Here is a 19,548-nt window from a genome sequence, read left to right on the forward strand (position 1 = left end):
GGTGCGCCGGGGCCAGGATGGACGGGACGGAGGGGGTGGCGACGTGACCGATGAGCAGCCGGTCGAGCCGAGCGAGGTCTACCGGGCGGACGGGAGCCGGGTGCCCGACCGGCGTCCCGGGCGCGGCGCGCTGCCGGTCGCGGTGCGGTCCCTGCTCCCGGCCCTGCTGCGCGGCACGACCGCCGGGCCGCTGGTCGCCGCCTCGGCGCTCGCGGTCGCGGCGGCGGTCACCGCCCGGGCCGCCGAGGTGGCGCGCCAGGTGGTGGAGCAGGCGGCCCGGGAGGCGGTGACCACCCGTCCTCCCGGGCCGTGGATCGAGGTCTCGGTCACCCGCATCGAGGTGCGCTGGCCGCGCTGAGCCGCGTCGGCGCGCTCACTCCGGCTCCCCGCGGCCAGGGGGACCGGTTGCCGACCGACGATGTGCGCACACGCGCACATCCCGGCCTCTCACCTGCTCCTCAGCGCACACTGTCCGGCCCCTGGCAGGTGGGGAGCTCCGAGTTCCGCAGCAGGGCCCAGGCGGCCCGGCCGGTACCGCGGACTCCGGGCACGGGTCACGCCACGCACGTGGTCCGCAGGACGGGCCCTAGCCGGACCCCGGACCGCTCTCGGGCCGGGCCCGCGGCCGGACCGCGTGCCGGTTCGAGTCCTCGGTGAGGTAGCTGCGGACCAGCTGCTCGGCGGTCGAGGAGGTGGCGGAGAAACCGGTGACCGCCGAGACGAAGCCGGGACCGCTGAGCGCGGCCAGCTCGGAGTCCTCGAGCGCGCGCACGGTGGCCGTCCGCGGGACCGCGCGCAGGAGCGCGATCTCGCCGAACGCCTCGCCGGGGCCCAGCCTGCGGATCTCCCGCCCGCCGTCCAGCACGGCCACCGAACCGGAGGCGACGACGTAGAAGTCGTCGCCCGGGTCGCCCTGCCGGAACACGTCGGTGCCCGCCGCCACCCGGGTCCGGCGCACGCGCAGCGCCAGGCTCTCGATCGCCGGCACCGGCAGCAACCGGAGCATGCGGACCCGCCGGAGCAGCACGATCCGGTCCTTGCGGACCCCGATCTCCGCGTCGATCGCCCGCAGCGCCGCCCAGCGCGCCGCGACGGCGACCGGGAGGACCCCGCCGGTGACGGCGAGCGCGCCGGTGTCGCCCAGCGCGGAGACCAGGAGCGGGGCCACCAGCGAGCCGAGCGCCAACGCCAGCGCGAACACCGCCTCGGTCAGGGCGAGGACCCGCGCCAGCGTCTCGTCGGGGACGAGGCGCTGCAGCAGCGTGAAGCCGGTGACGTCGACGAGTGCGTTGGCGGCGCCGACGAGCAGGAACGCGCCGACCGCCACCCAGCTGCCCGTGAGCAACCCGACGACGACGAGCGGCGCCCCCCACAGCGCGATCCCGGCGCCGAACAGCGTCCCCAGCCGGGAGCTGCCGGCCGCGCCGATCGACGCCGTCGCCGCCACCAGGCCGCCCACCCCGAACGCCCCCCACAGCAGCCCGACCCCCGGGCGGCCCAGGTCCGTGACGTCCACCGCGACCACCACGGCCAGCACCGTCAGCGCGCCGCGGACCACGCACTGCACGCCGCCCAGGACGATCACCTCCGCGGCCCGGCGGCTCCGGCGCAGCTCGCGCAGGCCCTCGACGACGTCCACGAGCACCCGCGTCCGCCCGGTCCGCGAGCCGGCGGCCGCCGGTCGCGACGACCCGGGGCGCAGGCCGGCCACGAGGATCCCGGCGACGCCGGCGAGCAGGGCCACCACGCCGAAGGCGGCGGCCGCGCTGGCCCCGGCGAGCAGCGCGGCCGCGGCGAGCGGGCCGACCAGCGCCGCCACGCCGTCGAGGACGGACCGGACCGCGTTCACCCCGGCCAGGTCCTCCGGGGTGGTGCACAGCGCGGGGAACAGGGCGCCGAGCACGGGCCGGTAGGCGGCGTGGCAGACCGTGGAGGCGGTGAGCAGCGCGTACACCGCCACCGGCCGGTCGGCCGCGACCGCGACCGCGGCCCCCGCCGCGGTGAGCGCCCGGAGCCCGCACGTGACCACGAGCAGCCGGCGGCGGTCGACCCGGTCGGCCAGGGCGCCCAGCCAGGGCAGCGCGACCGTCGCGGGCAGCACGCGCAGGAACCCGACGACGCCGACGCCGACCGCGCCGTCGGTGTCGAACGCGTACACCGTCATCGCCGTGAGGAACAGGAACTCACCCGTCCACGCCGACAGCGACGACAGCTGGGCCAGTCGGAGGTCGCGGTTCCGGGCCACCGATGCCAACGCCTCGCGGTAGGCACCGGGCACGGCGCGGACGCTAGCAGCGACGAGGGGTCCCGGGGGTGGCTCCCCGCGGGGTCGCGGACGGGCCGCCCCCGATCCGCGCCGCGCTAGGGTCCGGCATGGCGACCGGCCGTGCGCTGCTCCTCATCGCCGACATCGGCGGCTACACCCAGTACATGCAGTTCCACCGCAGCGTCCTCGGGCACGCCGAGGCGGCCACGCGGCGGATGCTCGACCGGGTCGTCGCGGCGGCGCGGGACTTCGACCTCGTCGAGATCGAGGGCGACGCGGCGTTCCTCTCGCGGGACGCCGAGGGCCTGGACGGACCGGCCGCGCTGTCCGCCGTCGCCCGTGCGGTCGTCGACATGCACCGCGCCTTCCACGTCGAGCGCCGGTTCGTCGAGCTCAACATGTGTCCCTGCGGGAGCTGCACGCAGACCAGCGACCTGACGCTCAAGTTCGTCGCGCACGTCGGCGAGGTCGCGACCCAGACGATCCGGCGCCGCAGGAAGCTCGTCGGCATGGACGTCATCTACGTCCACCGGCTGCTCAAGAACGCCGTCGACGTCCCCGAGTACCTCCTCGTCTCCGACGACCTCGCCCGCGACGGCGGTGCCGCCTCCTCCGGGATGGCCATGCGGGAGCTCACGCAGGACCTCGAGGGGATCGGGCCGGTGCAGACGTTCTTCGTCAGCGTCGAGGACCTGGCCGCGCCGCTCCCGCCGCCGCCGGACCCCTCGTGGCCGCGGCGCCTCGGCAGCACCCTCGGGATGGTCGGCCGCGGCCTCCCGCACGTCCTCCCCCGGCGGCGCCCCCGGACGCTCGCCGCGGCCGGCTGAACCCCCGACGAGGACCGGCCGCGTGAGAGGTCCCGGCAGCGACCCTCCCGACGCGCGGGCCGTCGCCCGGCTCCGGGCGGTGACCGCGGACCTCGCGGCGGAGACCCGCTCTCTGCAGGAGGTGCTCGACGCCGCCGGCCCCGGCCGGTGGGCCACCCCCACGCCCGCGGCGGGGTGGACCGTGCAGGACCAGGTCCACCACCTGGCGTTCTTCGACGAGGCCACCGTGCTCGCGGCCACCGACCCCGGCCGCTTCCGGCGCGAGGCGGCCGAGCTGACCGCCCCCGGGGACGACTTCCCCGACCGTCTGGTCCGCGGCCAGCGCTCACTGACGCCGGAGCAGTCGGCCGCCTGGGCCACGCGGGCGCGCGCCGCCCTGCTCGACCTCGCGGCCGGCGCTCCCCCGGGCCTGCGCCTGCCCTGGTACGGACCGGACATGGGCATCACCTCGGCGCTCACCGCCCGGCTGATGGAGACCTGGGCGCACGGGCAGGACGTCGCCGACGCCCTCGGTGTGGTGCGCGAGCCCACCGACCGGCTGCGCCACGTCGCCCACCTCGGCGTCGCCACCCGGGCGTTCGCCTTCCGGCTGCGGGGGCTGGACCCGCCGGAGGACGACGTCGCCGTCGAGCTGACCGCGCCCGGCGGCGGGGTGTGGCGCTGGGGCGACCCGGGCGCCGCGCAGCGCGTGAGCGGCACCGCGCTCGACTTCTGCCTGGTGGTCACCCAGCGCCGGCACCCGGCCGACACCGCGCTCACCGTCACCGGCGACGTCGCCGCCCGGTGGATGGCGGTGGCCCAGGCGTTCGCCGGCGTGCCGGGGCCGGGGCGTCCGCCCCGGGGGAGCGACCCGGGGTGACCGGGGAGGTGCCCGTCGCGGCGGTCAGGTCGTCGTCCGCCGGATGAGCGTGCGGACCCCGGCCAGCCAGCGCTCGGGGTCGGCCGCCTTCTGCGCCCAGTAGGTGCCGACCTCCGGGTGCGGCAGGATCAGGAACCGGTCGGCGGCGAGCCCGTCGACGACCGACTGCGCGACGTCCTCGGGCGTGATGACCGTGCCGGAGGCGGCGACCACCGCGGCCGCCGAGCTGCCCTGCTCCAGCGGGTCGAGCAGCAGCGGGGTGGCCACGCCGAGCGGGCAGAGGACGCTCACGCCGATCCCCCGGTCGCCGTAGGTGACCGCCAGCCACTCGGCCAGCGCGACGGCGCCGTGCTTGGTCACCGTGTAGGGCGCGTCGCCGGGCGTGGTGAGCAGGCCGGCCGCGGAGGCCACGTTGAGCAGGTGCCCGCTGCCCCGCTCGAGCATCGACGGCAGGACGGCGCGGGCGGCGTGGACGTGGGCGAGCACGTTGACGGCGAAGACCCGCTCCCAGACGGCGGTGTCGGTCTCGATGCCGCCCCCGGAGAAGACGCCGGCGTTGGAGCAGAACAGGTCGACGCGACCGTGCGCGGCCAGCGTCCGCTCCACGAGCGCCGCGACGGCGGCCTCGTCGGTGACGTCGGTGGTGTCGGCGGTGGCGGAGGTGGTGTCGCCGATCCCGGCGGCGACCCGCTGCGCGGCCGCCCCGTCGCGGTCGCTGACCACGACGGCGGCGGCGCCCTCGGCGGCGAAGCGGCGGGCGAGCGCGGCGCCGATGCCGCTGCCCGCGCCGGTCACGACGGTGACGGCGTCCCTGAGGTCCATGCCGCGTCCCTACCCCGATCCGGCGCGGTGTGCTGCCCGGTGTGCTGCGTCAGGTCCCACCTCGCCGCGGCCGGGGACGCCTCAGGCCGGCGCCCGGTGCCCGGCGCCCCCACGCGGCCGTCATCATCCAGCACCGGGTCCAGGTGCCCGGGTCGTCCAGCAGGGCGGACGCGGCGTCCAGCGTCGCCGCGTCGAGCACCCCGCTGGCAAGCACCCGGTCCCGCACCTCCGCGAAGAAGAGCTGGAAGTAGCGCGCTCCGCGGTCCCCGCCACGGATCTCCTGCACGTCGGTCTTGGCCTGCGGCCGCACCAGGCCCAGTTCGCTGACCATGCGCGGCAGCCGGCGGCCGATGAGCCAGTCGACGCCGTTGTCGCGTCCCCACCGGAGCAGCGCCGTCCAGGTGGCGGCCCACGTCTCGGGTTCGGTCGTCGGCGCGAGGGAGAAGTCGGGCTCCTGGACGAGCAGCCACCCGCCGGGCCGGACGGCGGCGGCCATCGCGGCGAGCACCGCCGGGGCGTGCTCGGCGATCTGGTGCAGGAGGGCGCGGCAGGTGACCAGGTCGAAGGAGCCGACCGGCAGCCGGGTCCGGCGGACGTCGGCCTGCTCCACCGTGAGGTTCTGGGCGGGGACCAGGTCGAGCAGCACCGTGTCGACGTCGATCGCGGTGACGCTCCCGGAGGGGCCGACCTCCTCGCACAGCCACTCGGCGATGCTGCCGTTCCCGCCGCCGAGCTCCAGGCAGCGCCAGCCGGGGCCCACCCCGAGCGCGCGCAGGTACCCGCGGGTCCACGGGTCGAGGATCTTCGACATCAGGTCGAGCCGCTGGTACTCCGACGTCGCGGCGTCGTCGAGGATGTAGGGCTGCAGGGTCGCCATCGCCGTCCCTCGGTCCGATCGGGTCGCGTGCCGGGCTCCGGCTGCCGCGCGGCACGTCGATGGTCCTCCCGGCCCCCCACCGACGCGACCCCCTCGCGCCGCGGTGGCGCGTCCGGTCAGGAGTGAGAGCTCACGGCGGCGGCGGTGTCCACTCCAGCCACGCGGCGCTGGGGTGGCTGCGCCCGAGGACCGCCCCGTGGCAGGTCCCGTCCCGGTGGCCGAGCCTGCCGATCACCCCGAACAGCCCGCCGTCCCGGTTCTCGCGCAGCCAGTCCGGCGGCACGTCCAGTGCCTGCACCGTCCCCGTGGCCGCCGGGCCCAGCGGGACGAGCGGATCGACCGAGATCCACTCCACGTCCCTCGCCCGGCCGATCCGCGCGACGACGTCGCGGAAGACGGCCTGGCGCTCCGGCGTCAGGAACACGTGCGCGTAGGTGTCGACGAGGCAGAGCAGCGCGTCCGCGGGCACCTCCTCGACCACCGCCGGCAGGACGTCGACCAGGTCACCGCGGAGGGTCGCCGCGGGGTGTGCCCGGGCCACCTCGACGGCGGCGGCGAACCGGGTGACCGCGCCGACCTCGGGCGGCACGCACGCAGCGAGCCACGCGGCCGTGCCGGCGTCGGCCGGGTCGAGCGGCTCGACGTCGATCCCGAGCCGGTGGGTGATCAGGGGCAGCCGAGGGCGGGCCGGCAGGGGCGCCTGCCCGCGGACGGAGCAGGAGAGGGTGACCGGTGACCGTTCGTCGCCGGCCGTGCGGCGTGTCCCGTCCGGGAGCAGGTAGGTGTACCGGTAGCGGTCCAGGCGCAGGCCGAGCCCCGCACCGGTGCCCAGGTCGATCAGGGCGATCGGCCGGCGGTCCCCCTCGGTGACCGCCACGAGCGCGGCCAGCACGTCCAGGCACCGGCTCACCTCGGTCATCTGGTAGCGGTGCTCGCGGCACAGCCGGGCCAGCGCGGGGGCCTCGGCCCGGGCGAAGGCGCGCAGCGCCGGCCGGAACCCCGGGTCCGCCGGCGGCTGCGCGCCCCCGGCCCGCGGGTAGAAGGCGGCGAGCGGGTCCCCGCCGCGCCGCGCGAGGTGGAACCGGATGGCGGCGCTGAGGAGCAGCGGCGGCAGCCGGTCGAGGGGCACCGCCGCGGCGAGGTCCAGCAGCTCGTCGTCCTCGGCGACGGCGGTGAACGTCGCGGCGGTCAGCCACCAGCTCGTGGGCGCGTCCGGCGGCGACCAGGCGGCCGCGACCGACCGCGCCTGCTGCGCCACCGCCGTCCGGGGGTCGGGGTCCACGACGGCAGGCTCGTCACGCCGGCCCGCCGACGTCAACGGGGTGGGCCGCTGACAGGTCAGTCCCCGCCGTGCACCAGCTCGCGGGCGGCGCGCTCGACGTCGGCCTCGGAGACGAGCACGTGCAGGGCGGCGTCGCCGAGCGGGATGAAGCTGTCGGCGCTGGTGACCCGGGCCATCCTGCCGCGGAACCCGGCGTCCACCAGGCCCGCGAGCACGCCCTCGGAGACCCCGCCGGAACGGCGCGTCTCGTCCACCACCAGGACGCGGCCGGTCGCCTCCGCCTCCCGCACGACGTCGGCCATCGGCAGCGGGGCCAGCCAGCGCAGGTCCACCACCCGGCAGCCGATGCCCTCGCCGGCGAGGCGGGCGGCGACCCGGAGGCTCATGTGCAGGCCGTTGGCCCAGGTGACGATCGTGAGGTCGGTGCCGTCGCCGTGGGTGCGCGCCGAGCCGATCGGGACGTGGTGCTCGGCCCACTCCCCCGGCGGGCGGTAGGGCGCGGTCCAGCCGTCGTCGCCGTCGGCGTGCAGGTCCCGGGTGTGGTAGAGCGCGATCGGCTCCAGGAAGACGCACACCGCGCCGTCGACCGCCGCCGCGGCCGCGCAGGTGCGCAGCATCGCCGCGGCGTCGTCGGGCCGCCCCGGGGAGGCGATGACCAGGCCGGGCACGTCGCGCAGCACGCCGACGGCGTCGTCGTTGTGGAAGTGGCCGCCGAAGCCCTTCTGGTAGCCGTAGCCGGCGACGCGGACGACCATCGGGTTGCGGTACTGGCCGTCGGAGAAGAACTGCAGCGTCGCCGCCTCCCCGCGCAACTGGTCCTCGGCGTTGTGCAGGTAGGCCAGGTACTGGATCTCGGGGATCGGCAGCAGGCCGGACACGCCGGCGCCGAGCGCCAGCCCCAGGACGGTCTGCTCGTCGAGCAGCGTGTCGAAGACCCGGGCGGCGCCGGCCCTGCGCAGCAGGCCACGGGTCACCCCGTAGACGCCGCCCTTGGCCGCGACGTCCTCGCCGAAGACCAGGGCGCCGGGGTGGCGCGCCAGCACGTCGAGCAGCGCCCGGTTGATCGACTGCGCCAGCGTCATCGGCGGCTCGTCCTCGGGCAGCGTGCTCCCGAACAGGGCGGCGCGGCGCTCGGGCGGCGCGGCCCCGGCGGCGACCCGGGCCACCTCGTCCGGCGTGGCCGGCGCCAGGGGCCTCATCACCTCGGCGGCCGACTCCAGCCGGGGCAGGTCGGCGACCTCCCGGGCCAGGTCGAGCACGCGCGAGCGCGTCGCCTCGTAGCGGTCGAGCACCTCCGCCGGGGTGAGCAGCCCGGCGTCGACGAGCAGCCGGGCGGTGCCGAGCAGCGGGTCGCGGCGGAGGTCGGCGGCGATCCGGTCGGCCCGCCGGTAGGCGCTCTCGACGTCGGTGCCGGCGTGGCCCATCAGCCGGACCGTCCGCAGGTGGAGGAACGCCGGACGGCGGTGCCGCCGGACCCAGTCGGCCGCCCGCCGCGCCGTCCGCACGGCGTCGACCAGGTCGGCGCCGTCGGCGGCGAGGTACTCCAGCCCCGGGCGGCTGCCGTAGGCGTGCGCCACCCAGCCCTCCGGGGTGGGCACGCTGATGCCGAGGCCGTTGTCCTCGCACACCAGCAGCAGCGGCATGGGCAGCCCCCGGTAGCCGACCTGCACGGCGGCGTTGATCGCGCCGACCGCCGTGGAGTGGTTCGCCGAGGCGTCCCCGAAGCTGCAGACGGTGACGGCGTCGCGCGGGTACTCGCCCTCCAGCCCGAGCTTGCGGACGCGGTCGATCGAGAACGCGACGCCGAGGGCGCGGGGCAGGTGGGAGGCGATGGTCGACGTCTGCGGCAGGACGGCGAGGTCCCGGCGGCCGAAGACCTTGTGCCGGCCGCCCGAGATCGGCTCCTCGGTGGCCGCGACGATGCCGAGCAGCACGTCGCGCAGCGGGTCGGAGCCGCCGGCCACCTGGTTCGCCCGTTCGAGGAAGAACCCGCCGGAGCGGTAGTGCAGCAGCGCGGGGTCGGTCGGGCGCAGCGCGGCCGCCACGGCCGCGTTCCCCTCGTGTCCGGAGGAGCCGATCGTGTAGAAGCCCTCGCCGCGTCCCCGCAGCCAGCGGGCGGCCAGGTCCAGGTGCCGGCTGCCGAGCTGGGCGTCGAAGAGCCGGAGGACCTCCTCGGGCGCGAGCTCCGGGGGCAGGACCGCCCGGTCGCCGCGCGCGACGCCGTCGAGGCCCTTGACCGTCTCGATGAAGTGTTCGTCGACCTGCTCCACCGCCACACCTTGTCCCGCGGGGACGGCCCGGTCCAGCAGCCCCGGGACCGCGTGTCCGTCGGGTCGCCCCGGCCCCGTCCCTACCGCCGGCTCACCGGAAGAGGTCCCAGAGGCTGCCCGACGTGTCCCACGGCCGCCCCGCGCCGTCGCCCGGTCGGGGCAGGGCGTGCCGGACGAGGAGGACGCCGGCCAGGAACGGCAGGATCCCGGCCGCGAAGCCGACTCCGCCCAGCACGGCACGTCCGGGGTCGACGACGGCGACCACCATGCCGCCGACCGACACGGCCAGCCCCACCACGATCCACACGACGCCCCACACCGTCCGCGCCCGCATGCCGCTCCTCCCGTCGGAGCCGAGGACTGTCACACACCGGACGGCCGAACGGGCCGGATCCCTGCCCGAGTTGCACCGGCGCCCCGGCGGCGCTTCGGTGGACGGGCCAGCAGCTCGCCCTCGACGAAGCGGGGATCTCGTGGCGGACACCAGCACCGGAACCAGCACCGTCGACGACGAGGACGCCGGGCTGCGGAGGTCCATCACCGGCGGGCAGCTGTTCTTCTACACGCTCGGGGACGTCCTCGGATCGGGCATCTACGTCCTGATCGGCCTGGTCGCCGCTGCCGTCGGCGGGGCGTTCTGGATCGCGTTCGCCCTCGGCGTCACCGTCGCGGCCATCACCGGCGCCGCCTACGCCGAGCTGGTGACCAAGTACCCCCAGGCCGCCGGCGCCTCGCTCTACATCAAGAAGGCCTTCGGCAGCACGGCGCTGACCTTCCTGGTCACCGTGTCGTTCCTGTCGGCCAGCTTCGCGGCGACCGGCTCGCTGGCCACCGGGTTCGCCTCGTACTTCGCCACGCTGTGGGACGGCCCGCCGGCGCTGCTCGTGTCCCTCGTGTTCGTCCTCGCGCTGGTGGTCGTCAACTTCATCGGCATCACCGAGTCGGTGGTGATGAACATGCTGATGACCTTCGTCGAGGTCGCGGGCCTGCTCGTCATCATGGTCATCGGCATCTGGTTCGTCGTCCAGGGCGACGCCGACTTCGGCGTCCTCACCGACATCGACGTCACCGGCAACCCGGCGCTCGCGGTCCTGGCCGGCATCGCCTTCTCGTTCTTCGCGATGACCGGCTTCGAGAACACGGCCAACGTCGCCGAGGAGACGATCGAACCGCACCGGAACTTCCCGAGGTCCCTGGTCGGCGGGATGGTCGTGGCCGGCCTGGTCTACGTCCTGGTGTCCATGGCCGCCGCCCTCACCGTGCCCACCGACCAGCTCGCCGAGTCCGACGCGGCGCTGCTCGAGGTGGTGAAGCAGGGCATCCTGCCGTTCTCGACCGACGTCATGACCACGCTGTTCTCGATCATCGCGCTGATCGCGATCACCAACACCACGCTGGTCACGATCGTCACCCAGCCGCGGATCCTCTACGGCATGGCCAAGGAGGACGTCGTCCCGGGCGTCTTCGCGAAGATCCACGCCACCCGCCGCAGCCCCTGGGTCGGGCTGCTGTTCAGCGCCGCGGTGGTCGGGGCCCTGCTCGTCGCCGGCAGCATCGTCGTCAGTTCCGGCGGCATCGACCTGGTCAACACCCTCGCCCTGGTCACGGTCGTGCTCCTCCTGGCCATCTACGCCCTCGTGATCGTCGCCTGCCTCAAGCTGCGCGGGCGCGACGAGGACGAGCGCACCTACCGGGCCAACACGCCCCTGCTGGTCCTCGGGCTGCTCGGCAACCTGGCCATCCTCGGGTTCGCCGTCTACGACGACCCGTCGTCGCTGATCTGGTGCGCCGGGCTCATCGCCGTCGGCGTCGTGCTGTTCCTCGTCGAGTACGCGTTCGGGAAGCGCAACCGCCCCGCGGGCACCCGGCGCGGCGATCCCGAGGCCGTCTCCCGGACGGAGCGCTGAGGTGCACGTCGTCGTCGCCACCGACGGCTCGCCGCAGTCACTGGCCGCGGCCCGCCACCTCACGTCCTTCGCCGACCCCGCGAAGATCACCGCGATCTCGGTCGTGGCGGTCCTCCGGCCGCTGGCCTCGGTCGCCTTCGCCGACGAGATCTCCGAGGCCGAGCACCACGAGGTCGGCGAGGGGGCCGGCAGCTTCCGCGAGGCGGCGCAGCGCGCCGTCGACGCGGTGGCGGCCGTCTTCGACGGCTGGGGACCGGAGGTCGACCGGCAGATCCGCAGCGGATCGCCGGCCGCGGAGATCATCGGGGCGGCGACGGAGCACGACGCCGGGCTGATCGTGATGGCCGCCGGCGGGCGCGGGCTCAGCGACGTCATCCTGCTCGGCAGCACCGCCCAGCGCGTGCAGCACTACGCACCGTGCCCGGTGCTCGTCGTCCGCCCCGCCCCCCGGCCGAGGAGGGCCACCCGGCACGGGGAGTGACCCCGCGCCGGCCGCACCCGCGCCCGACCGGCAGGAGGGACCCGACGTGCCCGCCCCCGAGTTCTTCCTGCGGTCCTACCCGCTGCCCGACGACGTGCGCGCGCACGCCGCGGCCGCCGAGGAGGCCGGCTGGGACGGGCTGCTGCTCACCGACACGCAGAACCTCAGCATGGACGTCGTCGGCTCGCTGTACCTGGCGGCGTCGGTCACGACGCGGCTGCGGCTGGGCACCGCCGTCACCAACCTCGTCACCCGCCACCCCGCGGTCGTGGCCTCGACCTTCGCCACCCTGCACCACGTCACCGGGGGGCGGGCGCACCTGGGCGTGGGCCGGGGCGACACCGCGCTCGAGCTCGTCGGGCTCCGGCCGCCGCCGGCGCACGAGTTCGAGCAGCAGCTCGCCCGGCTGTGCAGCTACCTGCGCGGCGGCACGGTCGACGTCGACGGGTTCGGCAGCCGCATCACGTGGCTGCCGGTCGCCGGCGAGCAGGCGGTCCCCGTGGACGTGTTCGGCTCCGGCCCGCAGGTCATCGCGGCCGCGGCCCGGCAGGCCGACCGGGTCACCGTCACCGTGGGAGCGGAGCCCGAGCGGGTGGAGTGGGCGGTGCGCACGGCGCGGGAGGCGCGGGCGGCCGCCGGGCTCGACCCGCAGACCCTCGACGTCGGGGCGTTCGTCGTGGTCGGCGTCGGCACCGACGAGCACGCGCTGGCCGAGCTCGTGCGCGGCAACGCGAGCATCTCCGCCCACTTCCAGCGCGGCGCGCGCTCGTCCCTGTCGACGGCCGACGCCGCCGTCGTCGCCGACGTCAGCGCGCACTACGACACCTACCACCACGGGCTGGAGCACGCGGCGCAGGCGGAGTCGCTGTCCGAGGGGTTCCTGCGGCGGTTCTGCGTCATCGGCGGCCCCGACGAGTGCGTGCGGCGGCTGCGCGGGCTGATCGGGCTCGGCCTGTCCAACGTGACGGTGGTGGGCGGGTCCCGCGACGTCGACCCCGGCGTGCGCGAGCGCTCCGACCGCCTGGTCGCCACCGAGGTGCTGCCCGCGCTGCGGTCGCCGTAGGCGTTCCGCGCGTCCGGGCACCGTCACCCAGCCGACGCCGATCGGGGGGGCACGAGCACGTCAGGCCGTCACCCCGGCGGTCCTCGTCCCGAGCTCCCGCCTGCCGTGGACGTCGGTGTCATCGCCGGACCGTCCGCCGATCCCGGGCCGGACCGCCCGAGGTCGGTGCGCGGTCGCGTGGACCCGGTCGTGACGCCCGGGTGACGCCTGGCGGAGAGGATCGCCCTCCCGCCCAGCCGGCCCCGCCCCTCCTCACACGGGGGACCCGCTGCTCCCGGGCGCCGTCCACGGCTGTCGCGCCGGGCGACCTGTCGCTCCACGGACCAACCGGAAGGTGAGTCGCATGCAGGCAACCGAGTCCCTGCCACCCGCCGGCGACCTGGGCTCGTCGCCCGAGGCGGTGCCCGACCCGAGGTCGGACGACGCGTTGCCTCCGCCCGTCCACTACGACGTCGTCGCCCTGCAGATGACGATCTACTACAACCGGGAGGGCGACCACGACCACGACGGCATGCTCTTCGCGTTGTGCGACAACCTCCCGATCCTGCGGTACATCAGGGCGCTGGCGCAGGTCGGACTGCCGGGTCGAGCCTCTGGCGGCGAGGGGGACGACCCGGCGGATCTGTACTCGGAGGCGTGCGACCGCGCGAGCAGCATCGGGGTCGAGCTGCCGATGACGCCGGCACAGGCCAGGCAGCCCCATCCGCTGGTCCGTCCTCTGGTCCTCCGTGCCCGCCGCAGCGAGCAGGTGACCGTGACCCTGCACAACCACATCGACGGCCGAGCGGTGGGCCTGCACCTCGTGGGGGGCGGGTACGACGTCACCACCTCCGACGGCTCGCACGTCGGGGCGAACGCCCGGAGCCTGGCTGCGCCCGGAGGCACGTGGGAGTACACGTGGAGCTGCGACCACGAGGGCGTCTTCCCGTTCCACGACGGCGGCAACTACTCCGGCGGCGAGGACGGGACGAACGTGCACGGGCTCTTCGGAGCACTCGTCGTCGAGCCACCGGGGACGACGTGGCGGGATCCGAGCATCCTCACGACCACCGCCACCGCCACCGCCTCACACGGGCCGGACGGGACGGGGGACTTCCAGCAGGTCGACGGGCTCTACGTCGACGTGCTCGCTCCGGGACAGAGTCCGAGCGACACCCCGCCGTCGACGACGACACTCGCCGACCACCCCTGGCCGGCTCCGGAGCCGTATCCCTGCTTCGCCGAGCAGTCCTTCCGGGAGTTCGTCGTGTTCTTCCACGACGAGCCGGAGTTCGTGCCGCCGCACGGAGCACTGGAGCCCAGTCCGTGCACCCCCCACGGCCACCGCCACGGGCACGGACCCGACGACGGTCCCGCCGGTGGGCACCACGGCGGCCGGTGCTGCTGCGGAGACGACGGCCATCGCGGACGCGGGCACGGCACCTCGCCCGACGGCACGTCCGCGCACCGCCACGGGGCGACGGTGTCCCACCACCACGGCCGCCGGGACGGCGCCCACGGTGACGGCGGTGAGCACGACGACCTGCCCATCATGCCCATCTCCTACCGGGCGGAGCCGATGATCAACCGGGAGCGGACGCTGTGGAGACTGCTCCGCACGGGCCACGTCCTCGACAGCCCGGTGTTGAACGAGGAGCAGCACCACAGCTCGTGGATGTTCGGCGACCCCGTCACGCCGATCCTGCGCGCGTACATCGGTGACCCGGTCCGCATCCACCTGGTGCACGCCGCGGTCAAGGAGACGCACGTCTTCCACCTGCACCTCTACGAGTGGCACGCGATCCCGCAGGACCGCTTCTCCCCGCGCATCGACGCCATCTCCATCAGCCCTCAGACCGCGCACACCATCGAACCCGTCTGGGGCGCGGGCAACCGTCACCAGGTCGCCGGTGACGTGATCTTCCACTGTCACCTGTATCCCCACTTCCACGAGGGCATGTGGGGGATGTTCCGCACGTTCGAGACGCGGCAGGACGGCGAGGTCGGCGACTCCCTGGCGAGCGACGACCCGGTCTACGCCGGCCGCTCCATCGGGCGCTACCCGGACGGCACTCGCATCGCCAAGCTCCTCCCCCTCCCCGGGCGCGAGCCTCCTCCTCTGCCGACGCCCGAACAGCCCGGTTACCCGCTGTACATCCCCGGGACGCCATTGCAGAAGTCACCTCGGCCCCCCTGGCCGGACCGCCCGTTCGAGGACGACGAACGACCCTGCGACCCGGGGTACGAGCACCGCTTCGAGCTGCCGTGCGGGGTCTCCTCCCTCCGGGGAGCCGACATGCCCGACGACTTCGACTACCGCCGGGTCCCGACGGCCCTCGAGAGGGCGGCGTTCAACGACCGTCCGGTCCCCGGCGAACTGTTCACGCGCAACCGCCTCAGCAAGCAACAGGCGGAGCAGTGGGCCGAGGATCCCCAGTTCGGCAGGAACAGCTCCACCCAGGTCTGTCACGACATCGTCGTCGCGCGTCGCCGCATCGACTACAACAGCCACGGCTGGCACGACGACGACGGCCACCTCTACTACCTGGCCGCGGAGGGCGACCCGGCCGACCGCCCCGGACCCCTCGAGCCGCTGTTCTTCCGCGCCCAGCACGGGCAGATCGTCAACCTCACCCTGCGCAACGACACCCCCGAGGTGATCCCGGAGACGGAGTTCGACCACGCCTTCCCGCCGTGCCCGGCTCTGCAGTGGGAGGGCGAGTGCGCGCCGCACGTCCACATGGTGAAGTTCGACCCGATCTGCGCGGACGGCGCGAGCGTGGGCTGGAACTACATGAGCGGCGCCCGGCACGGGCTCAAGATGGTCTACCGCTGGTGGGCTGACCAGGAGTTCGGCACGATCTTCTTCCACGACCACCTGTTCGCGAACCACCGGCAGAAGCACGGCCTGTTCGGGGCGCTGCTGGTCGAGCCTGCGGGGTCGCGCTTCCTCCACCACATCGAGGCCGACCGTGCGGTCGTCACCGGCGTGCAGGCACTGATCGAGCGTCACCCCGACGACGACCGGGAGCCGCCGTGGTTCCGCGAGTTCTGCATCGGGATCGGGGACTTCATCCCCATGTGGGACCGGCACGGGCGGGCGCTCAACCCTCCTCAGCACCCTGGTGGTCACGGCGACCAGGGCGTGATGGGCCTGAACTACCGCAATGCCCCCATCCGGGAACGGGGCGGCGACCCGGCCTACTGGTTCAGCTCACGCGTGCACCGGGAGCCGGACACCACCATCTTCACCAGCTACCCCGACGAGCCCGTGTGGATCCGCCTCCTGCAGGGCTCGCACGAGGAGTCGCACAGCTTCCAGGTGCACGCGTTGCGGTGGCTGCGCTTCCGCGAACAGGTCGACTCGCTCATCCGCAACCAGCAGACCACCGGGATCGCCGAGGCCTTCACCTTCATCAACCAGGCTCCGCTCCACCGCGGGGACCACCTCTACAAGCTGTCCGGAGCCGACGACCTCTGGCTGGGCTGCTGGGGACTCATCCGCGTGCTCGACAAGCCCCCGGCCGGGTCACCCCTCGACGTCATCACACTCGGTGGCGCCTCGACCGAGGCGGCAGTCCTGCCGGGGGCAGCAGAACTCGAGGAGGGGGCTGGACAGCCGGCACCCGCTCGGCCAGAGCGGCGGTTCCGGGTCCGGGCCAGGCCGGCGAACCTGCGCTACCGGGACGACATCATCGACCCCCACGCCCTCCTCTACGAGGTGGTCGACTCCTTCACGGACCCCTGCCCGGCCTTCGACCTGACCACGCCGGAGGACCTCGAGCCCCTCGTCCTGTGGTGCCGGGAGGGCGAGGACGTCGTCGTCGAGCTGCAGAACTGCCTGCCCGAGGACCTCCGCGTCGAGCCGTTCGCCCCCGAGGTGCCGCTGGAGCGCCACGACCGGCCGGTGTCCCGGCAGGTGTCGCTGCACGCGGACCTCGTGACCTACGAGGTCGTCCAGCACGACGGCGCCAACGTCGGTGACAACCCACCACAGACGGTGCCGCCCGGGCAGGTCCGGGAGTACCGCTGGGACACCAGTCGTCCCGCAGGCAGCCAGGAGCCCCTCGGCCCGGTCCTGCTGCAGGACATGGCCGACGTCCGCCACCACCGCCACCACGGTCTCGTCGGGTCGCTCGTGGTCCTCCCCGCCGACGCCACGCCCCACCCCGTGCCGCACGGGCAGCCGACCGCGGACTCCGGGCCCGAGGGGTGGCACGGACCCCGGGTGACCGTCACACGGATCGGGGCCGACCTCCCCGAGGAGGACCGGGTGACCGAACAGATGGTGCTGCTGGTGCAGGACGGGCTGCGACTGTTCCTCAACGCCGACGGCAGACCGGGCTTCCCGCTCCCCGATCCCCCGGCGGAGGAGGCCGGGGACGCCGAGAAGGAGGACCAGGGCCAGAAGGGGTTCAACTACCGCACCGAGCCCATCGGGTCGGTCTTCGACCCGCGCGGCAGCGACTACTCGCTGGACAAGACGCCGGCCACGCCGGTCTGGCAGGTCCCGGCCGGACGGAAGGTCCGCTTCCACCTCGTGGGCGCGCTGGACAAGCCACGCGCCTACAGCTTCACCATCCACGGGGTGACGTGGCCCGAGCACCGCTTCCGGTCGGGCGGCCCGGTGACCGCACCCCTGGTCTCGGCCGAGTCGGCGATCACCTCGGGCAGTGTCCGGACGTTCGAGTTCACCCCGACCACCCCGGGCGACCACGCCTACCGCAGCGGCGTCCTCACGTGGGCGGTACCCCAGGGGATGTGGGGGATCCTGCGTGTCGAACCCGCGGTCGGCGCCTCTGGTGGCCGGACATAGCGCGCACCGGACGCCCCTCGGCAACCGCGTCTCGATGCGCCGGTGCACCGGTGGATCCCCCGGAGCGCGCCGGGTGGCCGGTGCCGCCCGCGGTCAGGACGGGCCTCGCTGGGGGCCGTGCGCGTCCAGCCAGCCGACCATCGCCGACCTGGTGGCGCCGGAGAGCCGGTGCCAGTCGGCCAGCGGCACCCGCGGCACGCCGGCGGCCCGGCAGGCGGCGGCCACCGCGCCGGGCGGCGCCTCGGGGTCCCAGGCCGGGTCCAGCACCACCGCGGGGCGGTCGGCCGCCGCGGCGAGCAGGTCGGCGAGGGTGTACCCGGGCCGGGCCCGCAGCAGCGGCTCCCCGCAGGTGGGGGCGGCGAGCGCCAGGCCGGCCGGCGGCACCGCGCCGACGGCGGACAGGTGCAGCGCCACCAGCGCGCCGGTGCCGTAGGCGGCGACCCAGGCCCGGTCGTGCCCGGTGGCCGATGCGGCGACCGCGGCCACGGCGGCCGCGTCGGCGGTCATCCGGCCCAGCGGCGAGGACCCCGGCCCGGGGCGCTCCCCGTGCCGGGAGCCGCTGCCGACCGGGTCGTGGCAGGCGACCACCCAGCCGGCCGCGGCCAGCAGTGCCGGCAGCGGCTCGGCCTGCTCGTAGCCGGCCCGCCAGCCGGTCGCCGCGCACGGCGGGCCGAGCCAGAGCACCAGCCCGCGGCCGGCGCCTCCGCCCGGCGGGGACAGCAGGGTGACCGCGACGCCGTCGGGAGTCCGCAACGGACCCTCCCCCGTTCCCCGCGGACGCGGGACGAGGCGCCCGGCCGGCCCGAGGGCGGCGCGGACGGCGGCGCGCAGCTCGGCACCGCGCACCGGCCGCGGGCCCGGGCGCACCCGGTCGGCCGGCCACGGGACCGGGGACGGCGCCGACGTCGTCCGGACGAGGCGGCGCGGCGGGCCGCCGAGCACCGACGCCGCCGAGTCCAGCTGGGCGGCCACCGCGGCCCCGTCGGCCCGGTGCCCGCCCGGGCGCAGCGCCAGCTCGAGGGCGTCGCCGCGGCCGAGCAGGGCGTACGCGTCGCGCGCGGCGTCGACGGCCGCGCGGGCGGCCGGGACGCGCTCGACCGGGTCCTCGACGGCCACCGAGACCAGCACCGGCCGCGGCGCGGCCAGCGCGAGCAGCTCGTGCGCGTCGGTGGGCAGCCGGTGCTCCCGGCCGGCGAACCAGCGCAGCCGCGGGTGGTACCAGCCCGGGTAGTGCCGGGTGAGCAGCTCCACCCCCTCGCCGAAGTGCCGGTCGGTGCACAGCCGGGCGGGGATGGCGCCGAGCACGCCGCTGGAGCTGGAGACCACTCCGGCGAAGCGGTCGTCGAACGCGGCGGCCAGCAGGGCGGTCTTGCCGTTGCGGCTGTGCCCGCCGACCAGCACCCGGCGGGCGTCCACCCCGGGCGCGTCCTGCAGCGCGTCCAGCACCCGGGACAGCGCCCACGCCCGCCAGGCCAGCCGGCCGGCGACGACGGCGGGATGGGCCCGCTCGACGGTCTCGGTGTCGTCGTCGCCGTCCGCGGCCGAGACCAGGCAGGCGCCCCACCCGCGGGCCAGCGCCGCCTCCGCCCACGGGCCGTGGCTGGACTGCAGCAGGTACACCGGCACGTCTCGCCGCACGCCGGCCGCGGGCACCGGCAGCAGCAGCCGCGCCCGCACCGACCAGCCCCCGCCGACCGTGGACCCACCGACCGTGAGCTCGCGGACCTCGACCCCGCCGTCGGTCCGCACGCGCTCGACGCGGACCGGCGTGCGGCGCGGCGCGGGTGGCAGCTCGCCGGTGAGCCAGCGGCGCCAGCGGGCGCGCAGCACGCCGCGCCGCGCCGCCCAGCCGGCGGCTCCGGCGGGCCCGGCCGGGAGGCCCTCGACCGGCGACCACAGGCCGGTGCGCGCGGGCAGCCGGGCGAAGTCCGGCGCGAGGTCGCCGCCGGCCGCCAGCCACGCCGAGAAGGGCTCGCTGGGCGGCAGCACGCCGGCCAGCTCGGCGGTGTAGCGCCGCCGCCGGGCCGCGGCCGAGCGCCCGTCCCGGGAGCGGTCCGCCACTGCCGTCATGCACCCGAACGCTAGGGCCCGGGGGACCC

At 75.6% G+C, this 19,548-nt stretch carries 14 protein-coding genes; 7 read left to right on the plus strand and 7 right to left on the minus strand.

The features are described 5' to 3' along the window. Window positions 1-43 precede the first annotated feature (43 nt). Entirely contained in the window at window positions 44-358 is a 315-nt protein-coding gene (locus tag ACI780_RS12055) for a hypothetical protein (protein ID WP_456868515.1), read from the plus strand. Between the two features lie 228 nt (window positions 359-586). On the opposite strand, the gene ACI780_RS12060 is transcribed toward ACI780_RS12055, so the two are convergent. Continuing rightward, a complete protein-coding gene (locus ACI780_RS12060; RefSeq protein WP_457003163.1) occupies window positions 587-2,278 on the minus strand; it encodes an MFS transporter in 1,692 nt (563 codons plus the stop codon). 95 nt (window positions 2,279-2,373) lie between these two features. On the opposite strand from ACI780_RS12060, the gene ACI780_RS12065 reads away from it, so the two are divergent. Both ACI780_RS12065 and ACI780_RS12070 read left to right on the plus strand, forming a co-directional pair. Then, the gene (locus ACI780_RS12065; protein ID WP_457003165.1) at window positions 2,374-3,093 is read left to right on the plus strand and encodes a DUF2652 domain-containing protein; all 720 of its coding nucleotides are present in this window, start codon (window positions 2,374-2,376) and stop codon (window positions 3,091-3,093) included. A gap of 22 nt (window positions 3,094-3,115) precedes the next feature. Then, window positions 3,116-3,952, plus strand: a complete 837-nt coding sequence (locus ACI780_RS12070) for a TIGR03084 family metal-binding protein (RefSeq protein WP_457003167.1) — start codon at window positions 3,116-3,118, stop codon at window positions 3,950-3,952. Between the two features lie 24 nt (window positions 3,953-3,976). On the opposite strand, the gene ACI780_RS12075 is transcribed toward ACI780_RS12070, so the two are convergent. The 5 genes from ACI780_RS12075 to ACI780_RS12095 all read right to left on the minus strand — a co-directional run bounded on the left by ACI780_RS12075 (window position 3,977) and on the right by ACI780_RS12095 (window position 9,537). Continuing rightward, window positions 3,977-4,774, minus strand: a complete 798-nt coding sequence (locus ACI780_RS12075) for an SDR family oxidoreductase (protein WP_456868520.1) — start codon at window positions 4,772-4,774, stop codon at window positions 3,977-3,979. Window positions 4,775-4,823: 49 nt separating this feature from the next. Then, a complete protein-coding gene (locus tag ACI780_RS12080) occupies window positions 4,824-5,651 on the minus strand; it encodes a class I SAM-dependent methyltransferase (RefSeq protein WP_457003170.1) in 828 nt (275 codons plus the stop codon). A gap of 130 nt (window positions 5,652-5,781) precedes the next feature. Continuing rightward, entirely contained in the window at window positions 5,782-6,933 is a 1,152-nt protein-coding gene (locus tag ACI780_RS12085; protein WP_457003172.1) for a DUF2332 domain-containing protein, read from the minus strand. A gap of 56 nt (window positions 6,934-6,989) precedes the next feature. Then, window positions 6,990-9,203, minus strand: coding sequence for a thiamine pyrophosphate-dependent enzyme (locus ACI780_RS12090; protein WP_457003173.1), 2,214 nt, complete (start codon window positions 9,201-9,203; stop codon window positions 6,990-6,992). A 91-nt stretch (window positions 9,204-9,294) separates the two neighbouring features. Then, entirely contained in the window at window positions 9,295-9,537 is a 243-nt protein-coding gene (locus ACI780_RS12095) for a hypothetical protein (protein ID WP_456868524.1), read from the minus strand. Window positions 9,538-9,676: 139 nt separating this feature from the next. Here ACI780_RS12095 and ACI780_RS12100 point away from each other — a divergent pair, with 139 nt between their 5' ends. The 4 genes from ACI780_RS12100 to ACI780_RS12115 all read left to right on the plus strand — a co-directional run bounded on the left by ACI780_RS12100 (window position 9,677) and on the right by ACI780_RS12115 (window position 17,449). Further along, window positions 9,677-11,110 (plus strand): APC family permease, encoded by a 1,434-nt coding sequence (locus tag ACI780_RS12100; protein WP_456868525.1) that lies wholly within the window; start codon window positions 9,677-9,679, stop codon window positions 11,108-11,110. A gap of 1 nt (window position 11,111) precedes the next feature. Then, window positions 11,112-11,591 (plus strand): universal stress protein, encoded by a 480-nt coding sequence (locus tag ACI780_RS12105; RefSeq protein ID WP_457003176.1) that lies wholly within the window; start codon window positions 11,112-11,114, stop codon window positions 11,589-11,591. Between the two features lie 46 nt (window positions 11,592-11,637). After that, complete coding sequence (locus ACI780_RS12110; RefSeq protein WP_457003178.1) at window positions 11,638-12,654, plus strand: LLM class flavin-dependent oxidoreductase; 1,017 nt, start codon at window positions 11,638-11,640, stop codon at window positions 12,652-12,654. Between the two features lie 343 nt (window positions 12,655-12,997). Continuing rightward, window positions 12,998-17,449 carry a multicopper oxidase domain-containing protein gene (locus tag ACI780_RS12115; protein WP_457003180.1) on the plus strand — a complete coding sequence of 1,484 codons (4,452 nt, stop codon included), beginning with the start codon at window positions 12,998-13,000 and terminating at the stop codon, window positions 17,447-17,449. A gap of 93 nt (window positions 17,450-17,542) precedes the next feature. Here ACI780_RS12115 and ACI780_RS12120 read toward each other — a convergent pair whose 3' ends face one another. Continuing rightward, on the minus strand, window positions 17,543-19,519 hold the full coding sequence (locus tag ACI780_RS12120) for a glucuronyl esterase domain-containing protein (RefSeq protein WP_457003182.1): 1,977 nt from the start codon (window positions 19,517-19,519) through the stop codon (window positions 17,543-17,545). Window positions 19,520-19,548: the final 29 nt, after the last annotated feature.

Source organism: Geodermatophilus sp. SYSU D00814 (assembly GCF_054050055.1).

Excerpts from the sequence above, each read along its gene's own strand:
- ACI780_RS12065 (WP_457003165.1), top strand. The coding sequence starts at position 2,374 with ATGGCGACCGGCCGTGCGCTGCTCCTCATCGCCGACATCGGCGGCTAC.
- ACI780_RS12095 (WP_456868524.1), bottom strand. The coding sequence starts at position 9,537 with ATGCGGGCGCGGACGGTGTGGGGCGTCGTGTGGATCGTGGTGGGGCTG.
- ACI780_RS12080 (WP_457003170.1), bottom strand. The coding sequence starts at position 5,651 with ATGGCGACCCTGCAGCCCTACATCCTCGACGACGCCGCGACGTCGGAG.
- ACI780_RS12075 (WP_456868520.1), bottom strand. The coding sequence starts at position 4,774 with ATGGACCTCAGGGACGCCGTCACCGTCGTGACCGGCGCGGGCAGCGGC.
- ACI780_RS12115 (WP_457003180.1), top strand. The coding sequence starts at position 12,998 with ATGCAGGCAACCGAGTCCCTGCCACCCGCCGGCGACCTGGGCTCGTCG.
- ACI780_RS12120 (WP_457003182.1), bottom strand. The coding sequence starts at position 19,519 with ATGACGGCAGTGGCGGACCGCTCCCGGGACGGGCGCTCGGCCGCGGCC.